This is a genomic window from Streptomyces tropicalis (genome assembly GCF_029269835.1).
Lineage (GTDB): Bacteria > Actinomycetota > Actinomycetes > Streptomycetales > Streptomycetaceae > Streptomyces > Streptomyces tropicalis.
On record NZ_JARJBB010000032.1, the window covers coordinates 14,041 to 39,339 of the forward strand.

26 protein-coding genes and 1 pseudogene are annotated in these 25,299 nt (G+C 74.8%); 13 read left to right on the forward strand and 14 right to left on the reverse strand.

The features are described 5' to 3' along the window. The first annotated feature begins 36 nt into the window (after positions 1-36). Both P3H78_RS30570 and P3H78_RS30575 read left to right on the forward strand, forming a co-directional pair. Positions 37-2,376 (forward strand): SpoIIE family protein phosphatase, encoded by a 2,340-nt coding sequence (locus tag P3H78_RS30570; RefSeq protein WP_276112433.1) that lies wholly within the window; start codon positions 37-39, stop codon positions 2,374-2,376. A gap of 80 nt (positions 2,377-2,456) precedes the next feature. After that, positions 2,457-3,455, forward strand: a complete 999-nt coding sequence (locus tag P3H78_RS30575; protein WP_276112434.1) for a TauD/TfdA dioxygenase family protein — start codon at positions 2,457-2,459, stop codon at positions 3,453-3,455. A 99-nt stretch (positions 3,456-3,554) separates the two neighbouring features. On the opposite strand, the pseudogene P3H78_RS30580 reads toward P3H78_RS30575, so the two are convergent. The 5 genes and pseudogenes from P3H78_RS30580 to P3H78_RS30600 all read right to left on the reverse strand — a co-directional run. Further along, positions 3,555-3,885, reverse strand: a pseudogene (locus P3H78_RS30580) (LLM class flavin-dependent oxidoreductase); the annotation flags it as partial. 70 nt (positions 3,886-3,955) lie between these two features. Continuing rightward, positions 3,956-5,458 (reverse strand): metallophosphoesterase family protein, encoded by a 1,503-nt coding sequence (locus P3H78_RS30585; protein WP_276112435.1) that lies wholly within the window; start codon positions 5,456-5,458, stop codon positions 3,956-3,958. A gap of 64 nt (positions 5,459-5,522) precedes the next feature. Then, the gene (locus P3H78_RS30590) at positions 5,523-5,756 is read right to left on the reverse strand and encodes a beta-1,3-glucanase family protein (protein ID WP_313884435.1); all 234 of its coding nucleotides are present in this window, start codon (positions 5,754-5,756) and stop codon (positions 5,523-5,525) included. A 76-nt stretch (positions 5,757-5,832) separates the two neighbouring features. After that, a complete protein-coding gene (locus tag P3H78_RS30595) occupies positions 5,833-6,588 on the reverse strand; it encodes a dienelactone hydrolase family protein (protein WP_276112436.1) in 756 nt (251 codons plus the stop codon). A gap of 123 nt (positions 6,589-6,711) precedes the next feature. Beyond that, complete coding sequence (locus tag P3H78_RS30600) at positions 6,712-7,332, reverse strand: L-threonylcarbamoyladenylate synthase (protein WP_276112437.1); 621 nt, start codon at positions 7,330-7,332, stop codon at positions 6,712-6,714. Positions 7,333-7,700: 368 nt separating this feature from the next. On the opposite strand from P3H78_RS30600, the gene P3H78_RS30605 reads away from it, so the two are divergent. The 5 genes from P3H78_RS30605 to P3H78_RS30625 all read left to right on the forward strand — a co-directional run bounded on the left by P3H78_RS30605 (position 7,701) and on the right by P3H78_RS30625 (position 13,679). Beyond that, positions 7,701-9,248, forward strand: a complete 1,548-nt coding sequence (locus tag P3H78_RS30605) for a helix-turn-helix domain-containing protein (RefSeq protein ID WP_276112438.1) — start codon at positions 7,701-7,703, stop codon at positions 9,246-9,248. 304 nt (positions 9,249-9,552) lie between these two features. Continuing rightward, positions 9,553-10,512 (forward strand): peptidoglycan-binding protein, encoded by a 960-nt coding sequence (locus P3H78_RS30610; RefSeq protein WP_276112439.1) that lies wholly within the window; start codon positions 9,553-9,555, stop codon positions 10,510-10,512. Then, the gene (locus P3H78_RS30615; protein ID WP_313884436.1) at positions 10,491-11,579 is read left to right on the forward strand and encodes a helix-turn-helix domain-containing protein; all 1,089 of its coding nucleotides are present in this window, start codon (positions 10,491-10,493) and stop codon (positions 11,577-11,579) included. Before P3H78_RS30610 ends, P3H78_RS30615 begins: the two co-directional genes overlap by 22 nt. Before the next feature lie 234 nt (positions 11,580-11,813). Next, positions 11,814-13,163, forward strand: a complete 1,350-nt coding sequence (locus P3H78_RS30620) for a transaminase (protein WP_276112440.1) — start codon at positions 11,814-11,816, stop codon at positions 13,161-13,163. A 75-nt stretch (positions 13,164-13,238) separates the two neighbouring features. Next, positions 13,239-13,679 (forward strand): Lrp/AsnC family transcriptional regulator, encoded by a 441-nt coding sequence (locus tag P3H78_RS30625; protein ID WP_276112441.1) that lies wholly within the window; start codon positions 13,239-13,241, stop codon positions 13,677-13,679. Positions 13,680-13,724: 45 nt separating this feature from the next. Here P3H78_RS30625 and P3H78_RS30630 read toward each other — a convergent pair whose 3' ends face one another. Then, positions 13,725-14,843, reverse strand: coding sequence for a PP2C family protein-serine/threonine phosphatase (locus tag P3H78_RS30630; RefSeq protein ID WP_276112442.1), 1,119 nt, complete (start codon positions 14,841-14,843; stop codon positions 13,725-13,727). Positions 14,844-15,003: 160 nt separating this feature from the next. Between P3H78_RS30630 and P3H78_RS30635 the strand changes: the two genes are divergently transcribed. Continuing rightward, positions 15,004-15,279, forward strand: coding sequence for a GlsB/YeaQ/YmgE family stress response membrane protein (locus P3H78_RS30635; RefSeq protein WP_276112443.1), 276 nt, complete (start codon positions 15,004-15,006; stop codon positions 15,277-15,279). A gap of 241 nt (positions 15,280-15,520) precedes the next feature. On the opposite strand, the gene P3H78_RS30640 is transcribed toward P3H78_RS30635, so the two are convergent. Beyond that, entirely contained in the window at positions 15,521-16,408 is an 888-nt protein-coding gene (locus tag P3H78_RS30640; protein ID WP_276112444.1) for a Gfo/Idh/MocA family protein, read from the reverse strand. A gap of 171 nt (positions 16,409-16,579) precedes the next feature. Continuing rightward, positions 16,580-16,879 (reverse strand): hypothetical protein, encoded by a 300-nt coding sequence (locus tag P3H78_RS30645; protein WP_276112445.1) that lies wholly within the window; start codon positions 16,877-16,879, stop codon positions 16,580-16,582. Positions 16,880-17,074: 195 nt separating this feature from the next. Between P3H78_RS30645 and P3H78_RS30650 the strand changes: the two genes are divergently transcribed. Next, a complete protein-coding gene (locus tag P3H78_RS30650) occupies positions 17,075-17,893 on the forward strand; it encodes an SAM-dependent methyltransferase (protein WP_276112446.1) in 819 nt (272 codons plus the stop codon). 79 nt (positions 17,894-17,972) lie between these two features. On the opposite strand, the gene P3H78_RS30655 is transcribed toward P3H78_RS30650, so the two are convergent. Beyond that, positions 17,973-18,893 carry a helix-turn-helix domain-containing protein gene (locus tag P3H78_RS30655; protein ID WP_276112447.1) on the reverse strand — a complete coding sequence of 307 codons (921 nt, stop codon included), beginning with the start codon at positions 18,891-18,893 and terminating at the stop codon, positions 17,973-17,975. Positions 18,894-18,989: 96 nt separating this feature from the next. Continuing rightward, entirely contained in the window at positions 18,990-19,220 is a 231-nt protein-coding gene (locus P3H78_RS30660) for a DUF397 domain-containing protein (RefSeq protein ID WP_276112448.1), read from the reverse strand. A 491-nt stretch (positions 19,221-19,711) separates the two neighbouring features. Here P3H78_RS30660 and P3H78_RS30665 point away from each other — a divergent pair, with 491 nt between their 5' ends. Beyond that, complete coding sequence (locus P3H78_RS30665) at positions 19,712-20,257, forward strand: hypothetical protein (protein WP_276112449.1); 546 nt, start codon at positions 19,712-19,714, stop codon at positions 20,255-20,257. 101 nt (positions 20,258-20,358) lie between these two features. Here the strand turns inward: P3H78_RS30665 and P3H78_RS30670 are convergent, their stop codons facing one another. Next, entirely contained in the window at positions 20,359-21,225 is an 867-nt protein-coding gene (locus P3H78_RS30670) for an oxygenase MpaB family protein (protein WP_276112450.1), read from the reverse strand. A gap of 249 nt (positions 21,226-21,474) precedes the next feature. On the opposite strand from P3H78_RS30670, the gene P3H78_RS30675 reads away from it, so the two are divergent. Both P3H78_RS30675 and P3H78_RS30680 read left to right on the forward strand, forming a co-directional pair. Next, a complete protein-coding gene (locus P3H78_RS30675) occupies positions 21,475-21,714 on the forward strand; it encodes a WhiB family transcriptional regulator (protein ID WP_276112451.1) in 240 nt (79 codons plus the stop codon). 141 nt (positions 21,715-21,855) lie between these two features. Then, positions 21,856-22,113 carry a DUF5133 domain-containing protein gene (locus P3H78_RS30680; RefSeq protein WP_276112452.1) on the forward strand — a complete coding sequence of 86 codons (258 nt, stop codon included), beginning with the start codon at positions 21,856-21,858 and terminating at the stop codon, positions 22,111-22,113. 126 nt (positions 22,114-22,239) lie between these two features. Here P3H78_RS30680 and tgmB read toward each other — a convergent pair whose 3' ends face one another. The 3 genes from tgmB to P3H78_RS30695 form a co-directional block, all read right to left on the reverse strand. After that, positions 22,240-23,223 (reverse strand): ATP-grasp ribosomal peptide maturase, encoded by a 984-nt coding sequence (gene tgmB, locus P3H78_RS30685; RefSeq protein ID WP_276112453.1) that lies wholly within the window; start codon positions 23,221-23,223, stop codon positions 22,240-22,242. A gap of 15 nt (positions 23,224-23,238) precedes the next feature. Continuing rightward, on the reverse strand, positions 23,239-23,430 hold the full coding sequence (gene tgmA, locus P3H78_RS30690) for a putative ATP-grasp-modified RiPP (RefSeq protein ID WP_276112454.1): 192 nt from the start codon (positions 23,428-23,430) through the stop codon (positions 23,239-23,241). 121 nt (positions 23,431-23,551) lie between these two features. Beyond that, the gene (locus P3H78_RS30695) at positions 23,552-23,893 is read right to left on the reverse strand and encodes a YkvA family protein (RefSeq protein ID WP_276112455.1); all 342 of its coding nucleotides are present in this window, start codon (positions 23,891-23,893) and stop codon (positions 23,552-23,554) included. Between the two features lie 258 nt (positions 23,894-24,151). On the opposite strand from P3H78_RS30695, the gene P3H78_RS30700 reads away from it, so the two are divergent. Beyond that, a complete protein-coding gene (locus P3H78_RS30700) occupies positions 24,152-25,288 on the forward strand; it encodes a hypothetical protein (RefSeq protein ID WP_276112456.1) in 1,137 nt (378 codons plus the stop codon). Positions 25,289-25,299 lie beyond the last annotated feature (11 nt).

The following is a 25,299-nucleotide window of genomic DNA, read 5'->3' on the forward strand; positions in this document are numbered from 1 at the left end:
TTGAGCCGCCGCTCCACAGGGATCATCCTTGGTCGTATGGAGCATGTCGCCGCCGCGGCGATCGTCGACGCTCGGGGCATCGTCACCGCCTGGACCGTTGGGGCCCGGCGGCTGACGGGGTACCCGGCCGAGGAGGCCGTGGGCCGGGCGGCGGCCGACCTGCTCGTGGGCGAGCCGTCGCGGGCGGTCCGGCGCGCCCTCACGGGCATCGTCCTCGTGCGCCGCCGCGACGGTGACCTCGTCGAGCTGGGCCTCACCGCCTGCCCCGTGGTGGGCCCGGACGGCGTGCCGGAGGCGTACATCATCACGGCCGGCCCGCCGGACGAGCCCGAGCCCACCCTGTCCGGGCGCATGTTCCAGCAGGCGCCGATGCCGATCTGCACCTTCGACACCGACCTGCGCTACCTGCGGGTCAACGACACGGCCTGCCGGGTGCTGGGCGCGACACCGTCCGAGCTGATCGGCCGCCGCTTCGTGGACACCATGCCGGACGAGGAGGCCGCCCGCAGGTTCGCCGGGCGGGTCCGCCAGGTCGTCCGCTCCGGCAGCTCCGTGCGGTTCGAGACCTTCGGGCGGGCGCCCTCCGAGGGCCGCGAGCACGCCTGGACCATCGAGATGTGGCCGGTCCGCGACGCCGCCGAAGGGGTCGCCGCGGTGGCCGTGGCCGCGTTCGACAGTACCGAGGAGCACGGCGCCCGCCGGCGCCTGGCCCTGCTCAACGAGGCCGCGACCGCGATCGGCACCACCCTGGACGTCGTGCGCACGGCCGAGGAGCTGGTGGAGATCGCCGTCCCGCGGTTCGCCGACTTCGTGGGCGTCGACCTGCTCGAATGGGTCCTCGGCACGGAGGAGACCCCGCCCCCGGAGCCCACCGGCGACGTCGTCCTGCGCCGCGTCGCGCACGGCTCCGTCACCGACCGGACGCCCGAGTCGGCCGTGGCGATCGGAGAGAAGGACCTCTATCCGGCCTTCTCCTCCCCCGCCCGCGCCCTGCGGCTGGGCCGCGCCGTCCTCAGCCGGGCCGGCGACCCCGACTTCGAGCGCTGGACGGCGGACCGCGACGCACTCTCGCCCCGCAGCAGCGAGCACCGCGAGGGCATGCACGCCATGCTCGCGGTCCCGCTGCGCGCCCGCGGCATCACCCTCGGCGTCGCGGTCTTCGTCCGGATCTCCCACCCCGAGGCCTTCGCCCCCGACGACGCCGTGCTCGCCGAGGAACTCGCCAGCCGTGCCGCGGTCTCCGTGGACAACGCCCGCCGCTACGCCCGCGAGCGGGCGACCGCACTGGCCCTCCAGCACAGCCTGCTGCCGCGCCGGCCGCGCGGTCAGGCGGCGGTCGAGGTGTCCCACCGCTATCTGCCGTCCGGCTCGCTGGCGGGCGTCGGCGGCGACTGGTTCGACGTCATCCCGCTGTCCGGCAGCCGGGTCGCCCTCGTCGTCGGCGACGTCGTCGGCCACGGCATCCGCTCCTCGGCCACCATGGGCCGGCTGCGGACCGCGGTGCGCACCCTGGCCGACGTGGACCTGCCGCCGGACGAGCTGCTCACCCACCTCGACGACCTGGTGACCCACCTGGTGCCCAGCCACGGCGGCGAGGACGTCCCCGAGGTCGGCGCCACCTGCCTGTACGTCGTCTACGACCCCGTCTCCCGCCTGCTCAGCGCCGCCGCCGCCGGCCACCCGCCGCCGGCCGTCGTACCGGCCGGAGGGCCGGCGCGGCTGGTCGAGATGACCGCGGGACCGCCGCTCGGCGTCGGCGGCTTCCCCTTCGAGGCGACCGAGCTCACCCTGCCCGAGGGCTCGATGATCGCGCTCTACACCGACGGCCTGGTCGAGGGCCCGGACGGGGACTTCGAGAAGGGGACCGCCGAGATGTGCCGGGCGCTGAGCATCCCGGCCGACTCCCTGGACGCCGTCTGCGACCACGTCCTGGAGTCGGTCCTGCCCGACCAGCCCGGCGACGACGTGGCGCTGCTCCTCGCCCGCACCCGCATCCTCGGCGGGGACCGGGTCGCCACCTGGGACGTCACCCGGGACCCCGCGCAGGTGGGCGTCGCCCGGCAGGCGGCCTCGGAACAGCTGGCCGCGTGGGGCCTGGAGGAGGCCGCCTTCGTCACCGAGCTCGTCGTCAGCGAACTCGTCACCAACGCCATCCGCTACGGCGAACCGCCGATCCAGCTCCGGCTGATCCGCGACCGCGCGCTCATCTGCGAGGTCTCCGACGGCAGCGCCACCTCCCCGCACCTGCGCCGGGCCCGCGCCTTCGACGAGGGAGGCCGCGGACTGCTGCTCGTCGCCCAGCTCACTCAGCGCTGGGGAAGCCGGCAGACCACCAGCGGCAAGGCGATCTGGGCCGAGCAGCCGCTGCTGCCCTGACCGGCGGGACGGTGTCGCCCCGCGCCCGGAACCCTGCCACCATCCGGTGGGGACCGGCACGGACGACCGACGGAGCGCACATGACGACGGGCACGGGCAACGGCACGGACGGCGACGGAGCGGGCACGGGGGACGAGGCGGGCGGCAGGACGATCGGGGTGCACCCGGTCGCGGGCCACATCGGTGCCGAGATCACCGGTGCCGACCTGGCCGCGGGGCTCACCGGCGCCCAGGTCGCCGCGATCCGCGCGGCGCTGCTGCGCTGGAAGGTGCTGTTCTTCCGCGGGCAGCGGCTGGACCACGCCGGGCACGTGGCGTTCGCCCGGCGCTTCGGCGAGCCCGTCGTCCTGCGGCGGCGGGGCAGTGCGTCGCCGCCCGGCGTCCCCGAGGTGGAGACGACCGCGGACCGGCTGGAGCTGGGCGGCCGCTTCGGCATGGAGCACGACGAGTGGCTGGGCCGGCGCCGGCACACCCTGCTGCGCGGCTGGCACTGCGACCACGGCGCCCGCGTCGACCCGCCCGCGGCCACGATCCTGCGCGCGGAGACCGTCCCGCCCTACGGCGGCGACACCACCTGGTCGAACCTGGCGGCCGCATACGCCGGACTTTCCGCACCGGTGCGCGCCTTCGCCGACGGCCTGCGGGCCGAGCACCGGCTCGGCGTCGGCTACCAGTCGCGGCCCGGCGACGACGCCTACCTGCGCCACCTGCTGGACCACCAGACCGCCACCGTGCACCCGCTGGTCCGGGTCCACCCGGAGACGGGGGAGCGGGTGCTGTTCGTCAACGGCTACTACGTCGAGCAGATCGAGGGGCTGTCCCGCGCCGAGAGCCGGGCCGTGCTGGAGATGCTGCTGGACCAGGCGGTCCGCCCCGAGTACACCGTCCGCTTCCGCTGGGAGGAGGGCAGCGTCGCCCTCTGGGACAACCGGGCCACCATCCACCTCGCCCCCTCGGACACCGCCCACCTCGACCGGCCGCGGATCATGCACCGGGTGATGCTCCACGGGGACGTGCCGACCGGCGTCGACGGCAGGCCCTCCACTCCGGTCGCGGGCAGCGGACCGGGCCGCTGGTGACCCCGCCGGACCGCGGCGCCCCCGCCTGCCGGAGCCGGGGCGGTCCCGGTCTCAGCCTCCCGCGGCCGGGCGGCCGAGGGCGGGTCCGGGCCGGGTCGCCGGCCCCACGCTGACGCCCGCGTTCAGCCGTCCGCCGGACAGCACGTCGACCGTCGCGAGGTCCGCCAGGCGCAGCGGGTTCTCCCAGCCCAGCGGCACGACCGCGGTACCCGGCTCGATCCGCCGGGTGCGCTGCCGCCGGCACGGCCACGGGCGAGGAGATGCCGTACTGCAGACGGCGGTTGCGCACCCACGCGCTGTCGAGGCCCAGGCGCTCCCCGAACTCGATCATCTCCAGGGTGGACTCGTGACCGCGGGCCGGGCCCGCCGGGCCGAACAGGCCGATGGTGAGGAAGCCGGGCCCGCGCAGGCGGCGCGGGGCGGGCGGCACGTCACTCCTGGGTCGTCCACGGCACCGGACGTGCCGTACACCGGTCCGGGCATCGGTCGGGTCGGGGCGGTCACTCCAGGGGGATGACGACCTCGTCCTCGACCGGCGGGTCCACCTCCTGCGCGCGGTTCCCGGTCGCCGCGAAGCAGCGCAGCCGGATCGCCTCCGGCGAGACGTCCAGCCGCAGGAACGACTTGAAGAAGGGCGGGCTGTAGGTGGCCGACCCGGGGGAGAACAGCTGGGTGTAGATCTTGCGCACCGGCAGCCGGAAGCGGGCGGGCCGGCCGGGGCGGCGCCCGGCGCCCAGCAGCGCGGCCACGAGACGGACCCGCCGGGTGATCCGGGCGCCGGGCTGCGGGGAGCGGGCCGGCTCGACGCCGAGCCGCTCGGCGACGACGGCGGTGGCCTCGGCCTCGGTGAGGGTGAAGAAGCGGGGCATCCGCAGCCGCCGGCCGTAGAGCCGGCTGTAGAAGGCGAGCGAGTCGCCGCGCAGCGGGTAGCAGCGGAAGTCCGGCTCGGTGACCCCGCCGACGGCCACGCGCGGGATGGTGTGGGTGGCGTGCATGAAGGCGCCCCCGCCGCCGGACACGACGTACTGCAGGGTCCGGCCGTCCACGTCCACCGGGTAGCGCTGGTAGTTGTGGATGTCCCCGCCGATCGCGGCCACGTAGTGGTGGGCGGGGTCCCGGACGACGGCGTCGACCGTGCCGCCGCCCTCGACGGCGCACGGGTGGTGCTCACCGTCGACGTACAGCGGCGACCCGGTGATCAGGATCTTCGGGCGCGGGCCGCGCGACACCTCACGCAGCCAGGCGCCCTGTTCGGCGTCCAGGGTGCCGAGCAGTCCGGTGTCGATGCCTACGATCCGCACCGGCCCGGCGTCGATCGCCCAGTACGGCCCCGGCTGCACGGCCTGCTGCCCGGGAGCCGCACGCAACGACCGTGCCTGCGCGAGACGTTGCTCGTCGGCGGGGTGCGCACGGTGCCACAGCAGCGCCCGCCACCAGGCCCGCCCGAGCGGCCGCGGACGCGGCTCCGGGGGCAGCTCCGGGGCGTCGCCGCAGAACACGCGCATGAAGCCGCCGAGCCCCTCGTACCAGTCGTGGTTGCCGGGCACGGCGTAGATCGGCGCCGGGTAGTCCCGGTAGGGGCGGAAGAACTTGGTGCCGTAGTCGTCGGTGTTCCCCACCGGGTAGATCACGTCGCTGGTGACGACCGCGAAGGCCGTGCCGCGGCTCTTGTCCAGGAAGCCCGGCACCACGGCGTACTGGGGTTCGTCGCCCTCGCCGGTGTCCCCGAGGACCATGAAGGAGAAGCGGTCAGGGTCCTGGCGCCGGATCACCTTGTCGGCGGGCGCGCCGGCCGCCTCCCGCTGGGCCACCCACCGGCCGCGGGTGCGGCCGGTGGGGTCCCCGAACCAGGACGCCACCACGCCGTTGCGCGCGGCCCACAGGGTGCGGGGGTCGAGCCAGGACAGCTTCTCCACCCGTGCGGGCATGAGACGGCGGTACGCGCCGCGCTCGGCGGCCCCCCAGCCGGCTCCTTCGACGGTGTCGCGCGAGGACTCGGACATGCGGTGCACCGTAACAACCGCGCGGTGCGGAGCAGCCGTTGGGGGGGGCGGAGATCGACTCGGGTCAGTCCGCGGGGTCCAGGACCAGGTCGGCCCGGAGCGGGTCGCCGTCGTGGACCAGGGACTCCTGCGCGCCCACCTCGTCGAAGGCGAACGCGTACGCCTTCCCGTCGGCCGTCTCGCCGTGGACGGCCCGCGCGTACTGGTTGGTCACCGCGTCCTGGTAGAAGGCGCCGGTCGTGGTGTCGGGCTGGTCGGGGTTCACCAGCAGCGTGGAGCGGTGACACGCACATGTCAATGACGAGGACGCAGGAGGAGGGGTCCGGAACCGGACCGGGGGGTGCGGGCGATCCCGCCCGCACCCCGCCGACCCGTCAGAAGGTGCGGTCCAGCAGGTCGAGCAGGGCCGACCAGTGCCGCTCGTCGGCCTTCGGGTCGTAGGCGTCGGTGTCGGCCTGCGTGAAGCCGTGGCGCGCGCCCGGGTAGACCTCGCAACGGTGGCGGACGCCCGCCGCGTCCAGCGTCCGCTCCAGCTGCTCGATCTGCTCCGGGGGCAGGGAGGGGTCGTCGTCGGCGTGTCCGAAGTACAGCTCCGCGGTGGCGTGTTCGGCGACCAGGTGCGGGCTGTCCGGCGCGTCCGTGGCCAGCCGGCCACCGTGGAAACCGGCCGCCGCCGCGACCCGCTCGGGGTAGGTGCCGGCGGTCAGCAGCGCGAGGCGGGCGCCCATGCAGTAGCCGGTCAGGGCGACGGGCCCGTCAACGACGAGGGGGTCCTCCTCGAGCCGGCGCAGATAGGCCGCCGCGTCCCGCATGGCCAGGTCGGGGGTGAGGGACTGGACGAGCGGGCCGACCTTCCCGAAGATCTCCGGCCGTGCGTCCAGGTCGATGAACTCCGGCAACTCCACCACGGGGGCGCGCCCGTGACGGTAGAACACGTTGGGTACGAGCACCGTGTACCCCGCTGCGGCGAGCCGGTCCGCCATCGACCGCAGGTGTGGTCGCAGACCGAAGGCGTCCTGGTACAGCAGGACACCCGGGTGCGGACGGCCGTCCGCGGGGTGGACCAGATAGGCGTCGGCGGTGCCGTCCTCGGTGGGGACGTCGACGGTCTGCCCCTGTACGGCGCTCATGGCGGCCTGCCTCTCTCCTCGGTCGCCGCCGCGCGGCACCTCACCGGCCGCGCGGGCGGATCACGGCCATGGTGGCACGCCCCGTGCCCGGACCCCGGTCCGCCCCCGCCCGGCCACCGGCCGTCACTCGAACAGAGAGGTGTCGCCCGCCCCCCGCCGCACGATCTCGGCGCCGCCGCCGGAGAAGTCGATGACCGTGGTCGGCTCGGTGCCGCAGTCGCCGGAGTCGACCACGGCGTCCAGCACATGGTCGAGCCGGTCCTTGATCTCCCAGCCCTGCGTCATCGGCTCCTCCTCGTCGGGCAGCAGCAGCGTGCTCGACAGCAGCGGCTCCCCGAGCTCCGCGAGCAGCGCCTGCGCGACGACGTGGTCGGGGATCCGCACCCCGACGGTCTTCTTCTTCGGGTGCAGCATCCGGCGCGGCACCTCCCGGGTCGCCGGCAGGATGAAGGTGTAACTGCCCGGCGTGGACGCCTTGATGGCGCGGAACACGTCGTTGTCGATCCGCACGAACTGACCGAGCTGGGCGAAGTCCTCGCACACCAGGGTGAAGTGGTGCCGGTCGTCCAGGCTGCGGATCGACCGGATCCGCTCGATGCCGTCGCGGCTGCCCAGGCGGCAGCCGAGGGCGTAGCAGGAGTCGGTCGGATACGCGATCAGCGCCCCGTCCCGCACGCTGTCGGCCACCTGACCGATGGCCCGCGGCTGGGGGTTGTCGGGGTGCACGTCGAAATACTTCGCCATTCACCGAGCTTATGCCGTCCGTCTTCCGCCGCGGCGCAGGCGCCCCCTTCCGGAGCCCGCCGAGCCGTCGCGCCGCCACCTCCCGCCCCCTCGCCCGGCCGGAGCGCATCCGATCCCGCATCCGCATGCGTACTCCGCGGAACGAGGGGAACCAGACCTCCGTAGCGCCCGGGGGCCGGCCCCCCTGACCCCGGGCCTGCGGCTTCGCCGGCCGGCACCACCCCCCTGTGACCTGCCGGCGAAGCCGCCACGACCGCCCTCCCGGATCCCGCCTCTCCTTGCGCTCACGGACCCTCCCGGCAAGCGCCGTGCTGGTAACGTCCCCGCACGGACGACCCGGTCGGAGCGAGGGACGAGGAGAGACGGGCATGGGCGGCCCCGAGGACCCGCCCGTCACGGCGGACGCGCAGGGGGCCCCGGACACCCCCTGGGCCCGTGAACTCCTCGGCCACCTGCGGCCCGCCGCGCGGGACGTGCACGCGGTCGTCGCCTGGCTCGCCGGCGCCGCGCACGGCTCCGCCGGCCTCCTGGACGGCACCGGCACCCTCCTCGCCGGCCACCCCGTGCCCCTGGACCCGGACCTGCTCGCGGACATCGCTGCCGGCCGGATCGCCTCCGCGGCACTGGAGGACCGGGGCCGCCACATCCGCGTGGTCAGTGCCGGCCCCCCGCAGGCCCTCGGGGGGAGCGTCCTGGCCGTCGCCCGCCCCGCCCCCTTCGACCGTGCGGCCTCCGAGATGGTCACCCACGCCGCGGCCGTCGTCGAACTGCTGCTGCGCGCCGACCGGACCGCCGAGACCGGACGCCGCCTCGACCGCGCGGCGGCGGCCCTGCGGCTGGCGGTCCTCCAGCTGCTGATGGTCGAGGACGTCGTCTCCGCCCGCCGCGTCTGCGCCGGACTGTGGCCCGGACTGCTCGACACCGACACCGCCTGCGTGTACGTGGTGGAGGCCCGCCGGGGCGCCCGCGACCACCTCACCGCCGAGTGTCTCGCCGCGACCGGCGGCGGCGCGCTCGTCGTACGCTGCCCCGCGGTCGACGAGCACGTGATCGTGGTGGCGCCCGCCGAGACCGCCGGACGGCACCTGCGGGCCCTGGTCCGCGGACGCCCGCACACCTTCCTCGGCGGCAGCGCCCGCCACGGCCTCGCCCGCACCGCGACCGCGTACGGGCAGGCCGTGAGCGCGCTGGCGGTCGCCCGGTTCCGCCCGGACGGTGCCGCGGTCTACGCCGAACGCACCCATCCCGAGCGCCTGATGGACCCCGCCGCCCTCCACGCCTGGTCGGCCCGGCTGCTGCGGCCGCTGGACGTGCTGCCCCACCACACCCGCGCCGAACTCGTCGCCACCACCCGGCTCGGCCTGGAGTTCACCGCCGTCAACACGGCCAAGATCCTCGGCGTGAGCCGCAACACCGTCCGGGCCCGCATGGACCGGACCGAGACGCTGCTCGGCGCGGACCTCACCCGCCTCACCCACCGGGCGGCCGTGCACCTCGCCCTCAACACCCAGGCGGGGCAGGGATTCCGGCCCGTCGAGGAGGGCGCCCTCCCGGCGGGCGCGGACGGCCTCGGCACGCTGCTCACCGACCCCGCACCGCGGGCCTGGGCGCACGAACTCCTCGACCGTCTGCGCGCCGACGCGCGGGACCTGCGCGGCACGCTGCGCAGCTGGATCGCCGCCGGGGGCAACGCGGAGCGCGCCGCGCAACGGCTCGGCGTCCACGCCCAGACCGTCCGCGAACACGTCCGCTGCGCCGAACCCGTCCTCGAACGCCAGCTCCTCGCCTCCGGCAGCGACCTGTACGAAGTGGTCCTGGCGCTGCTGGCCCTCGGCGAACTGGAGCTCCCCGACCTCGTCACGGCGGCAGCCGCGCCCCCGGAGGCGACGCCCGGCCCCGCGCGGGACCCCGGCTGAAACCGCGCAATCCGGGCTCACCTGTGCACCGGTGAGCCCCCCGGGTGCCCGATCGGGCACCGGCACGGTACCCAACAGTCCCCCGCACGGCGTACGTTCGCCGCACCGCAGGGCGGATCCGCCCGCGGAGGCGGAGGCGGAGGCGGGACCGGAACGGGGGACCGGTCCGGCCTCCGTACGGGCACGCCGCGCGCACGGCCCGGCCGGATCGCAAAGCGACACGGAACCCGCACACCGCACCCCGCCCGCCGCACCGTCGTTGGGAAGAAGGAAGGGAGAGCCGGCCGGGACCCGGGGGGATCTTATGGGCCAGTGGAAGCCGTTGTCCGACGAACTCGCGCCGCCCGTGCGCCGACTGGTCGTCAGGCTGCGCGAGCTGAAGGACCACATGGGCGTCACCATGACCACGCTCGCGGCCAAGACGTCCTACAGCCGGTCGTCCTGGGAGCGCTACCTCAACGGGCGGAGCCTGCCGCCGCGTCAGGCGGTCGAGGCCATCGGGCGGATGGCCGGCACCGATCTCGTACGGCTCATGGCGCTGTGGGAGCTGGCCGAGCACGCCCGCACGCAGGCGCGCGCGCCGCGTGCGCCGGAGACCGGGAGCGCGCCTCTTCCCACGGAGCGTGGGGCGAGCGGTGTTCCGGAGCAGCGGGCCGGGGAGACGGCGTCCGGCCCCGGTGGGGCGGAGCCCGTGGACGCGGCGGCGGACGGCCCGACGGCCGCGGACGCGGATGCGGGCAGGGACGGGGCGGAAGCCGCGCACGGCCCGGCGGGCGGTGACGGGCCCGCACCCGTCGGCGGATCGGTGGCCCTCGGCGGATCGGCGGCGGCCCCGGACGGGCGCGTGCGGCGGGGCGCCCGGACCGGCGTCGCCGCCGGGGGCACGGTCCTCGCCGCGCTGGCCGCGCTCGCGATCGTGTGGTGGACCACCGGAGCCCCCGACGGCTGCCGCGGCCGCGCGGCGCCGCCCCGGCAGTCCGGAGCGCCCGTGCTCCCCGGCGGCTTCCCCTGCCACTTCGCCCGGCACGGCGGACTCCTCTTCGCGGGCCACACCGCGTCCGAGCCGCTCGTCGTGCTGAACGGCGCCGGGGAGGACGTCGTCGAGGTGCAGTGCCTCCTCCGGCACCACGGGCACTCCCCGGGCCGTATCGACGGCCTGTTCGGGCCGCTCACCGAGCGGGCCGTGGAGGAGATGCAGCGCTCCGGCGGGGTGGGTGTCGACGGAAAGGTGGGGCCGCAGACGTGGACCCTGCTGAGGGGATGAAGGGCGCCGGGCGGCGGACGCCGCCCGGCGGAGACACTGCGCAGGCCGGATATCTGGCGTCCGTCCTGCGTGAGTTGAAGGACCGCTCCGGTCTCAGTCTCAGCGCGCTCGCCGCCCGCACGCCCTACAGCAGGTCCTCCTGGAACCGCTATCTGCGCGGTGAGAAGCTCCCGCCGCGGCAGGCGGTGGAGATGCTCGGCCGGCTGGCCGGCGAGCCGCTCGGACGGCTCACCGCCCTGTGGGAGCAGGCCGAGGCGCAGACCAGCGGCCGGGCCGCCTCCCCGGCCCCCGGAATCCCGCAGGAGGCCGGCCCGTCCCCGGTGTCCGCCCGCCGGACCAAAGAGGCCGGTGTGGATGGTGAGGCGGGCGTGGCCGGCGAGGGCGGTGAGCGCGGCGGCGGTGCCGAGGGCCGTCCCGCTGCCGGGACGGCGAGGCGGCGCTCCGACTGCCGGGACGCTCCCACCGGGCCGCCGACGGCGGCCGGGTCCGGCGAGAGCGGGACCCGCCGGCCCCGGCCCGCCGCACTCCTCGGCCATCGCGGTCCCGTGGCCGCGCTTCTCGTGGCGGTGATCGCGGCCGCCGCGGCCTGGACGGCTACGCGGCTCGACGACCCCGGTCGCGAGACCGTCCCGCCCGGCGGGCCCCGCCCGTCCGCGTCGTTCCCGGTGACCGTCGGCTGCCACGGGACGTCCTGTGCGGGGCGGGACGCCGACGCCATGGCGTGCGACATCGACGCGGCGACCTACGCCGGACTGCGGTCCGGGCACAGCCTGCTGGAGCTGCGGGGCAGCCCCGACTGCGCCTCCGTCTGGGCGCGGGTCTCCGGCGCCTCCCCGGGCGACCGTGTGACGGTCGAGGCCCGGCCGGGCCCGGCACGGGTCACCGGGGTGCCCGCGGGCGGCGCGGGCGACGGATACGTCGTCACGCCCATGCTCCCCGCCGGGCCGGCCCTGCGCGCCTGCCGGCGTCCCCGGGCCGGCGGCCGCGCCTGCACCCCGTGGACGGACACGGCGCTCCGTCCGTCCCCCTCGGCCGCGCCCGGCGCCCCGAGTCCCGCCGCCCACTGATCCCGCGACGGCCGTCCGCCCTCCTGAGGCCGGGAGCCGGAGGTCTGCGGGTCGGCCGCCGGGCCGTCCTTCGGTCCCAGACCCTACGAGGCCCCGCGCCGGGGGCCCGGGCGGTGACGGCGGACGCGCGAATCGCGTGTGCGGACGACGGAATCTGAAGTGGTTCCTTGCATACGCGCTTCATCCGCTCGTACGATCGCGAGGAACCCCGCCCCCGATGCACCGGGACACCGCATGGACCGCACCCGCCTCCACCACCTGCTCGTCCGCGAGGCCGCCGAGGCCGAGCGGCGCAACCCGCGGTCCAGGGCCGCCTACGACCGGGCCGACCACCTCTTCGGACGGGTGCCGATGACGTGGATGAACAAGACGGCCGGAGCCTTCCCCCGGTACCTGGACGGCGCCCGCGGCGCCCGCGTCACCGACATCGACGGGCACGAGTACATCGACTTCTGCCTCGGCGACACCGGCGCCATGGCGGGCCACTCCCCGGCGCCCGTCGCCGACGCGGTCCGGTACCGATTCGCCGAGACCGGCGGCGCGACCGCGATGCTCCCCACCGAGGACGCCGAGTGGGTCGGCGCCGAGCTGACCCGCCGTTTCGGCCTCGCCCGCTGGAGCTTCTCGCTGACGGCCACCGACGCCAACCGCTGGGCGATCCGCCTCGCCCGCGCGGTCACCGACCGCCCGAAGATCCTGGTGAACAGCTACTGCTACCACGGCAGCGTCGACGAGTCGCTCATCGTCGTCGGCCCCGACGGCCACGGCGCCGCCCGCCCCGGCAACGTCGGAGCGCCCTGCGACGTGACCCTGACCAGCAGGGTCGCCGAGTTCAACGACCTGGAGCAGCTGGAGCGGGAACTCGCCCACGGGGACGTCGCCGCCGTCCTGATGGAGCCCGCGCTCACCAACATCGGCATCGTGCTGCCGGAGCCGGGCTACCTGGCCGGGGTCCGTGCCCTGACCCGGACGTACGGCAGCCTCCTGATCAACGACGAGACGCACACCTTCTCCGCCGGGCCGGGCGGCTGCACCGCGGCCTGGGGCCTGGAGCCGGACCTGCTGACCATCGGCAAGGCGATCGGTGGCGGCATCCCCGCCGGCGCCTACGGCCTGTCCGCCGAGCTCGCCGACCGCCTCCTGGGGCGCGCCGACCTCGACCTGGTGGACATGGGCGGCGTCGGCGGCACCCTCGCCGGCAACGCGCTCTCCGTCGCCGCGATGCGCGCCACGCTGGAACACGTCCTCACCGACGACGCGTTCGCCCGGATGGCGAAGCTGTCCGAGCGGTTCGAGTCCGGTGTGCAGGCCGGCATCGACGCCCACGCCCTGCCCTGGTCCGTCAGCCGGCTCGGCGCCCGCACCGAGTACCGGTTCGCCGACCCGTCGCCGCGCACGGGCACGGAGTCCGAGGCCGCCGCCGACGCCGAGCTGGAGGACTTCCTGCACCTCTACCTCGCGAACCGGGGCATCCTGCTCACCCCGTTCCACAACATGGCCCTCATGTGCCCGGACACCAGCGATCAGGACGTGGACGCGCACACCGCCCTGTTCGCGCAGGCGCTGGCCGAACTGACCGCCTGAGCGACACGGCGCCGTGCGGGCCGCTCAGGCGGTCAGTTCCAGCCGGAGAAGGATCCGAAGAAGGAGACGAGGCACGTGGACGACATCGACCGGGCCATCCTGCGCGAGCTGCAGACCGACGGGCGGATCGCCTACGCCGACCTGGGCCCCCGGGTCGGGCTGTCCGCGTCCGCGGCCCGCCAGCGGCTCCAGCGCCTGCTGGACTCCCGGGCCGTGCAGGTGGTCGGCGTGACCGACCCGATGGCCATGGGCGGCCAGGCGATGGCCCTCCTCGGCATCGAGGTGGACGGCGACCCGCGGGAGGTCGCGGACGTGCTCTCCGGCCGCGCCGAGGTCGTCTACGCGGTGCTGACCTCCGGCGGCTTCGACCTGTTCGCCGAGGTGGTCGCGCCGGGACCGAGGGACCTCCTGGACTTCGTCAACGACGTGGTCCGCCCCGTCGAGGGCGTGCGGAGGGTCCAGTCGTTCCCGTACTTCGGCATCCACACGCACCGGTTCCTCTGGGACGTCGGCTGACCCGCTGCCGGAGCGCCGGGCCGCCCGCGGCTCCCGCGGTGGGTGTCAGGAACCGCCGTCCGCCGGGGCCGAGGGCGTGAGGACGAGCATCGTGACGTCGTCGCGGACCGTACCGCAGTGGGCGAGCAGATCGGTCAGCACCCGGCGGGCCAGGACGTCCGGGTCGGGGTCGGCGAGACGGGGCAGCCGGTCCAGCAGCGGATAGAACGCGCCGCGGGAGTCCCGCGCCTCCGTGACGCCGTCCGAGGACAGGAAGAGGGCGTCCCCGGGGCGCAGGAGCACGGTGTTCCCGTCCGGCCGAGGCGCGCCGTCGGCCAGTCCGAGACCCAGGGGCGTCCACGGCACCACCTCGACCTCCGTGGCCTTCCCGTCCCGCAGCAGCACCGGCGGCGGATGGCCGCAGCTCACCACCCGCACCGACTGGGCGTCGCCGGAGAACTCCAGCAGCACCGCGGTCGCGAAGAGCTCGGGATGCCGCCCCTCCTCCACGTCCACCCCGAGCCTGCGGTCCAGGGCGGCGGCGACCGCCGCGAGGTCCGTCCGGTCGAGGACCGCCTCGCGGAAGGCGCCGAGCAGCGCGGCCACCGTGGAGACGGCCGCGAGGCCGTGGCCCTGGACGTCCCCCATGACCGCGCGCACGCCGTGGGGGCTGTGCCGCACGTCGAAGAAGTCGCCGCCGACCAGCGTCCCGCGCTGCGCGGCCCGGTACATCCCCACGCAGCGCACCGGGCCGACCCGGTCCGGCAGGGGCGGGACGACGGCTCGCTGCGCTGCCTCGGCCACCGTGCGCTCCAGGTCCAGCTGCGCGTCACGGCGGCTGCGCACGAAGGACAGGAACACACTCAGCACCGCGACGAAGACGACCGTCTCCAGGTCCGCGTTGCCCGGATGGTTCAGCTGGAAGGCAGGCACGTTCAGCATGACGACCACGGCGACACCGAGCACCGCCGTCGCCAGCGGCCCGTACGACAGCACGGCCAGCGGGGGGATCGCCCCGAGCAGGAACCCGATGTCCAGCGGGTTGGGGCTGGCCAGCGTCACCACGCACACCAGCACCATCAGCGCCACGGGCAGCACCCGCACCCAGACCGGCGGCGGGGCGCCGCGCAGCCAGCCCCGCCGGTCGGGGTTCCGGCGCGTCAGCAGGGCGGGGGCTTTCGGCACACCACCACGCTGCTACGCGGTGCCGCGTCCCGCACGCCGAGCCGGGCACCCGGCCGGAGTCGGTCGGTCCGATTCCGTTTCGTTAGGTTTGGCGGTCTCCCCGGCGTGCATCCGGTAGGGGCACACGCTTTCGACGCACTCACCGCACCCTGGAGGACACGTGGGCATCATCGCCTGGATGGTCATCGGACTGCTGGCCGGCGCCATCGCCAAGCTGCTCATGCCGGGCAAGGACCCCGGCGGCATCGTCATCACCATGCTGATCGGCATCGCGGGCGGACTGCTCGGCGGATGGCTCGGCAAGGTCGTCCTCGGCATCGACTCGGTCAACGGCTTCTTCGACCTGTCGACGTGGATCGCCGCGGTCATCGGCTCGATGATCCTGCTCGCCCTCTACCGGGTGATCGCCGGCAACCGGTCCCACCGGCACGCCTGACGTGCCCGACCGGGTCCGCCGCCCGCCTCGGGTGCCGGAAGGTCGGCCTCCGTGCGGCCGGGCTGTGACACACCGCAGCACGGCCGCACGCGTGCGTCCCGGTGCGGACGCGCGTGCCGTGACCGCGGCCCCGGCACGGCCCGGCCGGTCGAAGGAGGCGGAAGAGGGGCCGGAGGGATGATGCACGGGCCCCGGCGGACGGGGAGGCGGCGGACCGGTGCCGCCCCGGCCCCACGCCGGCTCAGTCCGTGTCCTGGGCGAGCAGCGTCTCGGCGGACGCGAGGATCTCGGTGACCCGCAGGCCGAAGGAGGCGTCGCAGGGGTGCCGGCGCCCGCTGCGCGCCGATGCGACCAGTGCGTCCGCCGCCCGCCCGAAGGCCGCGACGGCGTCCCCGGACGCCTCCGGCAGCAGCGTCACCCCCGACTCGCCCCGCAGTTCGACGGCGGTGCCGGCCGCCGCCGGGGGAGCGGTGAGGCTCAGCGTCAGAGTGCTGGTGGCCCCGCCGACGTGGTCGAGGACGACGTACACCGTGTCCTCGGGGCCGTGGACGGCGGCCGCCACCCGGCGCACGTCCCCGAGGACCGGCAGCAGCACGGACAGCGCGTGCGGGCCGACGTCCCACAGGGCGCCCTTCTCGCGCCGCCACGGGGAGGCCGCGTACGGGCTGTCGCGGGTGAAGACGGCACCCAACCACTGTGCCCGCGCGGTGAACCAGCCCTCCTGGTCGGCCTGTTCGGCGATCCACGCCTCCTGCTCCGGGCGGAAGCGCGAGGTGAAGAAGACGACCGAGGCGACGCCCCCCTCCCGGACCGCCTCGGTGACGGCACGCCCCTGGGCGACGGTCGCCGCCAGCGGCTTGTCGAGGAGGAGATGGCGTCCGGCGCGCGCGGCCCGCACGGCGAGGTCGGCCTGCACCTGCGGCGGCAGCGCGACCGCGACCGCGTCCACGTCCGCCAAGAGGGCGTCGGCGTCGTCGTAGGGCCGGGTCCCGTGCCGTTCGGCCAGGTCCTTGGCGGCGGACGCCCGCCGCCCCCACACCCCGGCGAACTCCAGCTCCCCGTGCCCGGCGAGCGCGGGGGCGTGCACCCTCCGGGCCCAGGGGCCGGTGCCGAGCAGTCCGATGCGCATGCAGCCGCCTCTCACTGTGCCGAACGGGTCGGACCGGGGCCAGGGGCTCCGGTCGTGACCGAGCGTGTCACAGGAACGGGGTGATCGGGCAAGCGCGCCGCCCGCATGCGCCGCACCGGACCCGGGGGACGACAGGAGGCCGGACCGGGGACTACCCGGGCGAAGGCGGCGTCAGGCGGCGCGTCGCCCGGCCTCCGGGAGCGCCCCGCCCGTCCCGGCCACCGCGGGAAGCGTCTCGGCGGAGGAGCCGCGGCGCCCGCCCGGGATCAGCCGCAGGTGCCGGCGGCGGCCGGCGTGCCGGCGCTCCACCGGAGCGGAACCGAGCATCCGGTCCTCGATCCGGTCCATGACCAGCAGCAGAACGGACACGATCGGAAGCAGCAGCACGGCTACGGCGAAGAACACGACAGCCCCCTCGGCCAGGAACAGCAACCGAGTGCTCAGGACCGAGCCGATGACGAGTGCGAACACGTGAAGAAGATGTGTACATCATGTGGACGGCGTGGCGGTTGTGCCGGGCCTCCGGGCGGCCGCCTCCTTGAGCAGCCGTACCTCTCAACTGGCCTGTGTTCATGGGCTGGTTCGCCCGAAACGGCGTTGCCTAGGATGTACTCTCTGTCAGGCCAGCCCAGTTGGCGCGATGGAATCGGCGATTCTGGGGGATCGATGCACACGGAGAACCAGCTGTCCACGAAGATCGACGAGAACGTGCCGACAGCTGCGCGCATGTACGACCACTACTTGGGCGGCAAGGACAACTACGCCGCCGACCGCGCTGCGTGCGAGGAGCTCGACAAGGTCGTCCCGAGCACCCGGCGGCTGGCGCTGAACAACCGCCGCTTCCTCCAGCGCGCCGTGCGCACGCTGGCCCAGGAGCACGGCATCCGGCAGTTCCTCGACCACGGCTCGGGCCTGCCCACCCAGGACAACGTCCACCAGGTCGCCCAGCGCATCGACCCCACCACGCACGTGGTCTACGTGGACAATGACCCGATGGTGCTGGTGCACGGCCGGGCCCTGCTCCAGCAGGACGAGCGCACCGCGGTCATCCACGCCGACATGCGGCAGACCGACCACATCTTCACCCACCCGGACACCCAGCGGCTGATCGACTTCTCCCAGCCCGTGGCGGTGCTCTTCAACTCGGTCTTCCACTGCATCCCGGACAGCGACATCGACGGCCCGCTCGCCGTGGCCCGCCGGGTCCGGGAGCGCCTCGCGCCGGGCAGCGTGATGCTCATGTGCCAGCTGGTCAGTGAGGACCCCGAAGTGCGCGCGTTCGTCACCGACTTCATGGACCAGGCAACCCAGGGGCACTGGGGGCGTGTGCGTCAGCAGAAGGACGTGGCCGAGTGGTTCGAGGGCCTGGACCTCCTCGACCCGGGCCTCGTGGAGGTCTCCACCTGGCGCCCCGACACCGAGGTGGCGCCCCGTCAGCTCACTCACGAGTGGGTCGAGTTCGGGGGCCTGGCCCTCGTGCCCTGAGGCGCCGGACTGCTCGCCGAAGCGCCCTGGGGAGAACACCGACGGTGTTCTCCCCAGGGCGCTTTCGGTCCGTGCCCGATCAGGGCGCCGGGTAGCGGTCCGCGATCGTCCGCCGGAGCAGCGCCAGTGACTCCAGCGGCGTGAGCGCCTCGTCGGCCAGGCGGTCCAGCGCGATCCGGTACTCCTCCGTCTCGTCCCGGTCCTCCAGGAAGTTGGCGCTCCGGATGTGCTCCAGGTACACGACGTCCGGAAGGTCCAGCCCGCCGAAGCGGAGATAGGTGATCGGTATGGCGGGCGCGGACGCGTTCGTCACGTCCAGGGGAATGATCTGGACGGTCACGTGCGAGCGCTGGGCCATCTCCACGAGGTGGGTCAGCTGGCCGCGCATGACGTCCCGGCTGCCCAGGACGCGCAGCAGCACGGACTCGTCGATGACCGCCCACAGCTGGGGCGCGTCGGAGCGCTGGAGCAACTCCGCGCGCCGCATGCGCAGTTCCACACGGCGCTGGACCTCGCCGGCCGACGCGGTCGGCAGGCCGCGCTCCACCACGGCCCGGGTGTACGCCGCGGTCTGCAGCAGGCCGGGGACGTACTGGATCTCGAAGGTGCGGATCGCGGCCGCCGCCTCCTGCAGGCCCACCAGCCGGTCGAACCACTCGGGCATCAGCCGCTTGTCGTAGCGCTGCCACCAACCCGGCTCGCCCGCGCGCCGCAGCAGCCTGAGCAGCACCGACGACTCGTACTCGTCGGTGTCGTACAGCTCCAGCAGGGCGCGGACGTCCCGCTCCGACGGAGGGCGGCGGCTCTTGCCCGACTCGATGCGGGAGAGCTTGGCGCCGCTGAATCCGAGGAGGCGGGCGGCCTGGTCCTGCGACAGCTCGGCGTCCTCGCGGAAGCCCGTGAGCTGGACGCCGACCAGCATCTTCAGCAGGGTGGGCGCCGGTTCGGGCCGGTCCAGATAGGGTTCGAGTCGGGAGAGGCGATGCGGCTCGGCGGACATCCTGGCTCCCAGTGGACCGACAGACGTGAGGCTTACATTATCGCACCGGGCCGCATCGCGAGGCAGCCGCCCGGAAGTCGTCAAGTCCCCTCCGCTTCACAGCAGATGATCGAACTCGCCCTCCTTCGCGCCCGCCACGAACGCGGCCACCTCGGCCGGGGTGTAGACGAGGGCGGGGCCGTCGGGGTCGCGGGAGTTGCGCACCGCTATGCCTCCGTCCAGCAGAGTGGCGACCTCCACGCAGTTGCCCTCCGCGTTGCTGTGCCGGCTCTTCATCCAGCGGGCGTCCAGCGAGCTGGCCCGCACTCCGTTCTGCACTGGTGGCACCGCAGTCTCCTTGCTGTTCACGTTCCGTCGTGCGACGCGCCCGGCGCTCGGGGGAGTGCGGGACGGTCCGTCGTCCCGCCGTCTCCGGTCGCGCATTTTCGCGAGAAATTTCTCGTGCAATTGCACGCGAGCGCCTTCTGCGTGGATAATAGCCAGGGCGTCAACCCCCCGGCTGGCGTCGTTCGGTGACGTCGCATCAGGGGAGATGCCGTGCCCTCACCAGCGAGCCGAGTGCTCGGATCGCCAGGCGCAGCCCAGTCGTGGACGGACGAGTCCACCGTGCCCGGCCGGTCGCCGCGAGGAGCCCGCACCGCCCCGTCGCACGCGACGTCCTCGGGGGAGCCGAACGGCGTCGAGGCCGCACTCGGGCCCGCCTCGCAGCGGATCGGGTGCGGCCCTCCCCGGGCCTTCGGCGGACGGGACCGTCCCGGGCGACGTCGCCGCCCCGCCCTCCCCCCACTGACATGACTGCCGCGGAAAGGTCACACGCCATGCGCACCGCACCGACGGAGCAGCCGAGCACCCCGTGCACCGACAGCGCCACGCCCTCCGGCGGCGGCGCCCCGGCCAGTCCCCTCGCGACGCTGGGGCAGGTGCCCTGGTCCGACATCCAGGACTCCACCGGACCCGCCGTCACGATTCCCCTGCTGCTCACCCGCGTGGCCTGGGGCGAGGAGCGCGCGGCCCGGTCCGCGCTCGACGATCTGAAGAAACGCATCTGCCAGTACGGCTTCGTGGTGGAGCAGGCCACCGCCGCCACGGTGCCGTTCCTCTGGGAGCTGGCCCGGATGCCGCGCGTCAGCTGCCGGCCGCAGGTCGTCCAGCTGCTGAAGAGCATCGCCGGCGCCCAGCAGTGGGAGAGTGTCGCCGCGGTCTACCCCAAGTTGCTGAACCACCCGGAGAACCCGGTGGTGTGGGAGCGCCGGGCGCGACAGGCGGTCCGGGCGCGCCGCGGTGCGCTGCCCGTGCTCCTCGCCGACGAGGACGGCGACCTCGCGCGGGCCGCCTCGGAACTGGCCGACGCCCTCGAGGGCTGACGCCGGTCGCCGTACGGTCATGGTCCCGCCCGCCGCAGCCGTGCGGGGCGCGGACCGAACGGCTCCGCCCGGCCCTGCAGGCCGTGGCCCGCAGGGCCGGATCACTGCGGACGCGGACCCAGGGCCCAGCGGATCCCCCGGGTCACCGCCGTGCCCAGTGGCCGCACGCACAGGCCCTCGGCCGGCGGCACGCGCGGCAGCCACAGTGCCCGCGAGGCCCAGATCGGCAGCAGCGCCACGGCGTTCGCGGCGATCATCCCGTAGGGCAGGCGCGCGAGCAGCGGCACGGGCGGGTTCAGCAGCAGGAAGCGGGCCGCACTGCGCGCCTCGCCGGTCGCCCGCAGTTCGCCCCGGTAGTCCGCCAGGCGCGCGGCCAGATCCGCCCGGGATCTCGGCGGGTCCGGGACGCCGAGTTCCACGGCCACGCGCGCCATGTCCGCGACGTAGCCGTCGCACCCCGCCTCGTCCAGGGGCCGGGCGCCGAAACGCTGGTGCGCCCGCAGGAAACTGTCCACCTCGGCGAGGTGCACCCAGCCCAGCAGGCGGGGGTCGGCGGCGTCGTAGGACGTCCCGTCGGGTGCCGTGCCCCGCACCGCGGCGTGGACGGCACGGACCCGCGCGCAGGCCTCCTCCGCGCGTCCGGACGGGCCGTAGGTGGTCTCCGCGAGGAAGGTGCTGGTCCGTTGCAGCCGGCCCCAGGGGTCGCCCCGGAAGCCGGAGTGCGCGGCCACGGCGGCCATGGCCAGTGGGTGCAGCGACTGCAGCAGCAGGGCCGACAGACCCCCGATGAACATCGAGGCGTCCGCGTGCACCCGCCGGACGGGGCGCTCCGGTGCGAACCAGCGCGGTCCGGGACTCCCATGGATGCGGGCCCGCCTGCCGGGGCCGTCCGGGCCGGCCACGCGGGCGAAGATCTTCTCGCCGATCCACTCCCGCAGCGCGAGGTCTGCGGCGGGAAAGAGATTCATGTGCGGTCCGTCCTCCCGCGCTCGTCGTGCGTGCCGCTCATCCCCATCTTGGCTCATCGCCCGAAAAGCACCTATATTGCGGGTACCTCTGCCGGGTCGTGCGGCACCCCAGTGCCGCAGACGGGAGCTGCCCGGACTGCGGGCCGAGTATTCAGCGGAGGACCCGGTGAGAGTGACCCAACGGAGCGAGCGCGGCGGCCGGCGCCGCCGTGCGGCGGCCCGCACCCCCTGCACGGTCGGGATCCGGCCATGAACTGGCGTGACCATGGCGCCTGCCGTTTCGAGGATCCCGAACTGTTCTTCCCCCTCGGGGAGAACGGGCTGTCGCTGCGGCAGATAGACCGGGCCCGCGCGGTGTGCCACCGGTGCCCCGTGCTGCGCGAGTGCAGGGCGTGGGCCCTGCGCAACAGCGAGTACGACGGTGTCTGGGGCGGCATGACCGCGGGGGAGCGCCGCGCGGTGGCGCGGCGGAGAGCCGCGGATCGGTGACGACCGGCGGATCGCGGACGGTCGGCGGCTGATCGACCGTAAATCGATGCTATTTGGCCAATTGTGTGCCACGTGGCCGCATACGTGCATGGCACGGCGTGCCTGGGGCATACGGAGGAAAATTCGAGAGAGGGGCGCTCCGTGCTGGTTCCGGACCCGAAGGTCGTCAGGACGTTGCTGACGCGGTATGCATCGCTGAAGATCGCTCAGGCGGAGAGGGAGAGTGCCGTGACGGCCCAGGAACTCGAGGACGTCAGCTACACGTTGTGCGTGATGACCGGCACCACCGTCATCCGCGACGCCATCGCCAGGGCGGACGCCCTGCTGCTGACCCCCGGGGGCACGGCCGGTCCCACCGCGGATCCGGAGGGGGAGAGCGACCTGTCGCTGGCGGTCTGAGCCCTCCGCCCGGCGGGCGGGCCGGGGGAGTTCGGTGGCACCGAGTGCCGCCGGTGCGGACGGGGTCCGGCCGCGCCGGCGACGCACCGGCCCCGGGCTCCCCTTCGTGCGTCCCCCGCGCAACCGTCAAGGCACCGGCACCCGCCTGCCGTCGGCGTGGTCCGGCTCCCGGGGCCCGGGGCGGCCGAGCCACTGCGCGATGGTGAGGGAGATCGGCTGGCCCGTCTCCACCTCGACGAACCCGAACTGACCGGACTGGTTGCACTCCAGGAACCACCAGGTCCCGTCCGCGTCCTCCGCGAAGTCGAAGGCACCGTAGGCCAGTTCGGCGCCCGTGACGTAGCTGCGCACGGCTTCGGCGAGGCGCGGCGGGACCTCGACCGGTTCCCAGGGGGTGCCGGACGGGGCGAACCGGACGTCGACGTGGTCGGGATCGGCGTCCGCGGGGGTCGCCTTCCGGGCGGCCAGCAGCGTGTCCCCGACGACGGTCAGGCGGACGTCGGCCCGCTTGGCGATCCGGCGCTGCAGCAGGGTGGGCCCGTAGGCGACGGCGTCGAAGTCCGTGCCGGGGGCCACGCGGCTCGTCGGCACCGCCCGCGGCGGCTCCTGCGGATGGGCCCCCGACACCGGCTTCACCACCAGGTCCGGGAAGCGCTCCGCGAACGCCCGGGCGGCCCGGGGAAAGGTCGTGATGAGCGTCGCGGGCACGGGCAGACCGCTGTGCTGCGCGTGCCGCAGCTGCCAGGGCTTGTGGCGGGCGCGCCCGGCCGCGTCGGGGTCGTTCATCCATCGGGCGCCGCAGCCGCGCAGCAGGCCGTAGAGGGACTGCGCCGACTCCTCGGTGAGCCACGCGGAGGGCTGGGGCGCCCGGGCCGCGGGCGTGCCGGGCCTGCGCACCCACACCGAGCGCAGCCCGCTCATGCTCACCAGCCGGCCACCGGAGGAGAGGTGGCCGCGGAAGGCACCGTGCACGAACTCCCCGGAGAGCGCCGCGCTCGCGGTCAGATCGGCGGGGTCGAGCCGGATCACCGGGACTCCGGAGGCGTTCAGGTGGACGACCACCATGTCCGCCGTCACGTCCTCCTCGCCGGTGAGGATCAGTACGGTCATCGTCGCCGGCCGTGATCAGTCGTCGAAGTGCGTCTTGGAGCCCGCCGTGGACGTGGTGGTCCCCAACTCCCTCAGCAGGGCGAGGTCGGACGCGGCGATCCGGCCGTCGGCGAGCACGTTCAACTGCAGTCCGGCGTCGTACACATACGGAGTGCTGCATTCGCATTCCACGGCTGGACGTGCGTAGTTGAGCGCGAACGGTTGCATCGTCTCTCCCTGGTCGGTGCAGCCGCGATCAAGCGGTGGTCACCCTGGCGGCGTCGCTTGGCCCGCTGACTTCGATTCGGCTTTCCCAGACTTATACGAATCGAACGGGTGATTGGTTTCCTTACGGAGCGTAGTCGGCTGCGCCCGGCGGCTGCTGACGCTCCGTCCGCCCGGACCGGGGCGAGGGCACCGGTGACCGGTCCCCGGTGGCGCCGTGCAGCACCCGCAGGGCGAGCAGCAGGACACCCACGTCGTCCAGGTACACCGGGTCGGGCAGCAGGTCGAACGGCAGAAGGAAGTACAGGACGGCACCCCAGAACACCCAGCGCGGGCCGGTCGGGAGACCGGCGCGGCGCAGGGCCCGGTGGGCCCGGACCAGGCGCACGAACAGCGTCACGGCCACGGCGAGCACGACCGCCGCGACGACCGATGCGACGAGGATCACCTCGGTGGTGTGGTCCACGGTTCGCTTCCTCTTTCCGCGCTCGGGGAGGACACCTGACGTTTCAAGGATTCCCGGTCGGCGCCCGCCCATGACCGACCCGCGGAGGAAGCCTCACGGAGGGGCGGCCGCACGCCCCGTGCGCCCCGCGGGGCGACTCACCCCCCTGCCGCACCCGGGTGGCAGGGCGTCCGCGGGCGCCGTAGGAATGGTCAGGGTAAAACGCGAGTCGCGCTCGGAGGCGCAGGAGCGGCCGCACCCCTCCCTTGGAGACCAGGTATGACCACCCGCTCTTCACCACCCCGGTCGGACCGGACCGTCATCGTCCGCACCGGGGAACCCAGTCCTTCCCAGGCCCCCGCGGCGGTCCCCGCCGGAGACGGCGGCGCACCCGAGGACGCAGTCCCGGCCGCCGATCCGGCGCGGACGGCCCTCGGCGACGTGCCGCTGGAGGCGGTCGTCCGGCTCGTCACGCTGCTGGAGGGCTCGCCGGACCGGGGCGACGCCGTCGGCCACGTCCTGCGCACCCTCGCCGTGGAGCGTCCCGTGGAGGACGTCGCCCTGCTCGTCGCCGAGCTGACCCGGCCGCCGCGTGCCGCCGGCAGCGCGGACGCGGCGATCCGGGCGGCCGTCGAGAACCGCCGCATCGATGACGTGGCGCGGCTGACGGCCCTGCTCCACCGGCCGTCGCTGCGCCCGCACTGCGGGCGGGAGGCGGTGCGGGCGGCCGCCGCGGGACGCCCGGTGGAGGACCTCGTGGACCTCGTCGGGCGCCTGGCCCGCGAGCGGTCCGCGCCTGCGGTCCCGCCCGTGCCTGCCGTCCCGCCCGCGGGGGCGGTCGGGGCCGGGCCGCCCTGTCCGCCCGGGGCGCCCGCCCCCGGCGAGCCCCGAAACGGTGCGTGCCCCCCTCGGCCGGAGCTGCTCCCCGGCGCTGCGACCGACCCCGGCGAGGTCCCGACGCACAGCTCGCAGGACACCCCGGCCCGCACCGGACGGACCGGAGGGTTCTGGCCGGGCTGGCTCGCCGCGGCGGCCCTGGTGGTGTGCGGTGCGGCCTACTTCCCGCTGCGCCGCGACGGCGTCCCCCTCCTCGTCTACGGCGTGACGCTCGCCGCGTCCGGCCTGTGCGGGGTGCTGGCGCTCGCCCTGGCCCTGCGTACCGGCGTGGTCTGGCTGGTCACGGGAGCGGTGGTCCCGGCCGCGCTGGCGGCCACGGGTTATGTCGAGGGCCGGTTCGCCTCGGCCGAGGTCTCCCGCACCCTGGCGATCACGGTGGCTCCGCCGTGGAGCGCCGGACTCACCGCGGTGTGCGCCTCCCTCGCCTGCCTCGCGGCGCTCTGCCTCCTGCTGATGGTCCAGGTCGCGGAACGACACCCGGCCCCGCGCCAGCAGGGCGCGGCCGTGGGCGAGCCCTAGCATCCCGGTAC

Excerpts from the sequence above, each read along its gene's own strand:
- P3H78_RS30570 (WP_276112433.1), top strand. The coding sequence starts at position 37 with ATGGAGCATGTCGCCGCCGCGGCGATCGTCGACGCTCGGGGCATCGTC.
- P3H78_RS30575 (WP_276112434.1), top strand. The coding sequence starts at position 2,457 with ATGACGACGGGCACGGGCAACGGCACGGACGGCGACGGAGCGGGCACG.
- P3H78_RS30585 (WP_276112435.1), bottom strand. The coding sequence starts at position 5,458 with ATGTCCGAGTCCTCGCGCGACACCGTCGAAGGAGCCGGCTGGGGGGCC.
- P3H78_RS30595 (WP_276112436.1), bottom strand. The coding sequence starts at position 6,588 with ATGAGCGCCGTACAGGGGCAGACCGTCGACGTCCCCACCGAGGACGGC.
- P3H78_RS30600 (WP_276112437.1), bottom strand. The coding sequence starts at position 7,332 with ATGGCGAAGTATTTCGACGTGCACCCCGACAACCCCCAGCCGCGGGCC.
- P3H78_RS30605 (WP_276112438.1), top strand. The coding sequence starts at position 7,701 with ATGGGCGGCCCCGAGGACCCGCCCGTCACGGCGGACGCGCAGGGGGCC.
- P3H78_RS30610 (WP_276112439.1), top strand. The coding sequence starts at position 9,553 with ATGGGCCAGTGGAAGCCGTTGTCCGACGAACTCGCGCCGCCCGTGCGC.
- P3H78_RS30620 (WP_276112440.1), top strand. The coding sequence starts at position 11,814 with ATGGACCGCACCCGCCTCCACCACCTGCTCGTCCGCGAGGCCGCCGAG.
- P3H78_RS30640 (WP_276112444.1), bottom strand. The coding sequence starts at position 16,408 with ATGCGCATCGGACTGCTCGGCACCGGCCCCTGGGCCCGGAGGGTGCAC.
- P3H78_RS30650 (WP_276112446.1), top strand. The coding sequence starts at position 17,075 with ATGCACACGGAGAACCAGCTGTCCACGAAGATCGACGAGAACGTGCCG.
- P3H78_RS30655 (WP_276112447.1), bottom strand. The coding sequence starts at position 18,893 with ATGTCCGCCGAGCCGCATCGCCTCTCCCGACTCGAACCCTATCTGGAC.
- P3H78_RS30665 (WP_276112449.1), top strand. The coding sequence starts at position 19,712 with ATGCGCACCGCACCGACGGAGCAGCCGAGCACCCCGTGCACCGACAGC.
- P3H78_RS30670 (WP_276112450.1), bottom strand. The coding sequence starts at position 21,225 with ATGAATCTCTTTCCCGCCGCAGACCTCGCGCTGCGGGAGTGGATCGGC.
- P3H78_RS30675 (WP_276112451.1), top strand. The coding sequence starts at position 21,475 with ATGAACTGGCGTGACCATGGCGCCTGCCGTTTCGAGGATCCCGAACTG.
- tgmB (WP_276112453.1), bottom strand. The coding sequence starts at position 23,223 with ATGACCGTACTGATCCTCACCGGCGAGGAGGACGTGACGGCGGACATG.
- tgmA (WP_276112454.1), bottom strand. The coding sequence starts at position 23,430 with ATGCAACCGTTCGCGCTCAACTACGCACGTCCAGCCGTGGAATGCGAA.
- P3H78_RS30700 (WP_276112456.1), top strand. The coding sequence starts at position 24,152 with ATGACCACCCGCTCTTCACCACCCCGGTCGGACCGGACCGTCATCGTC.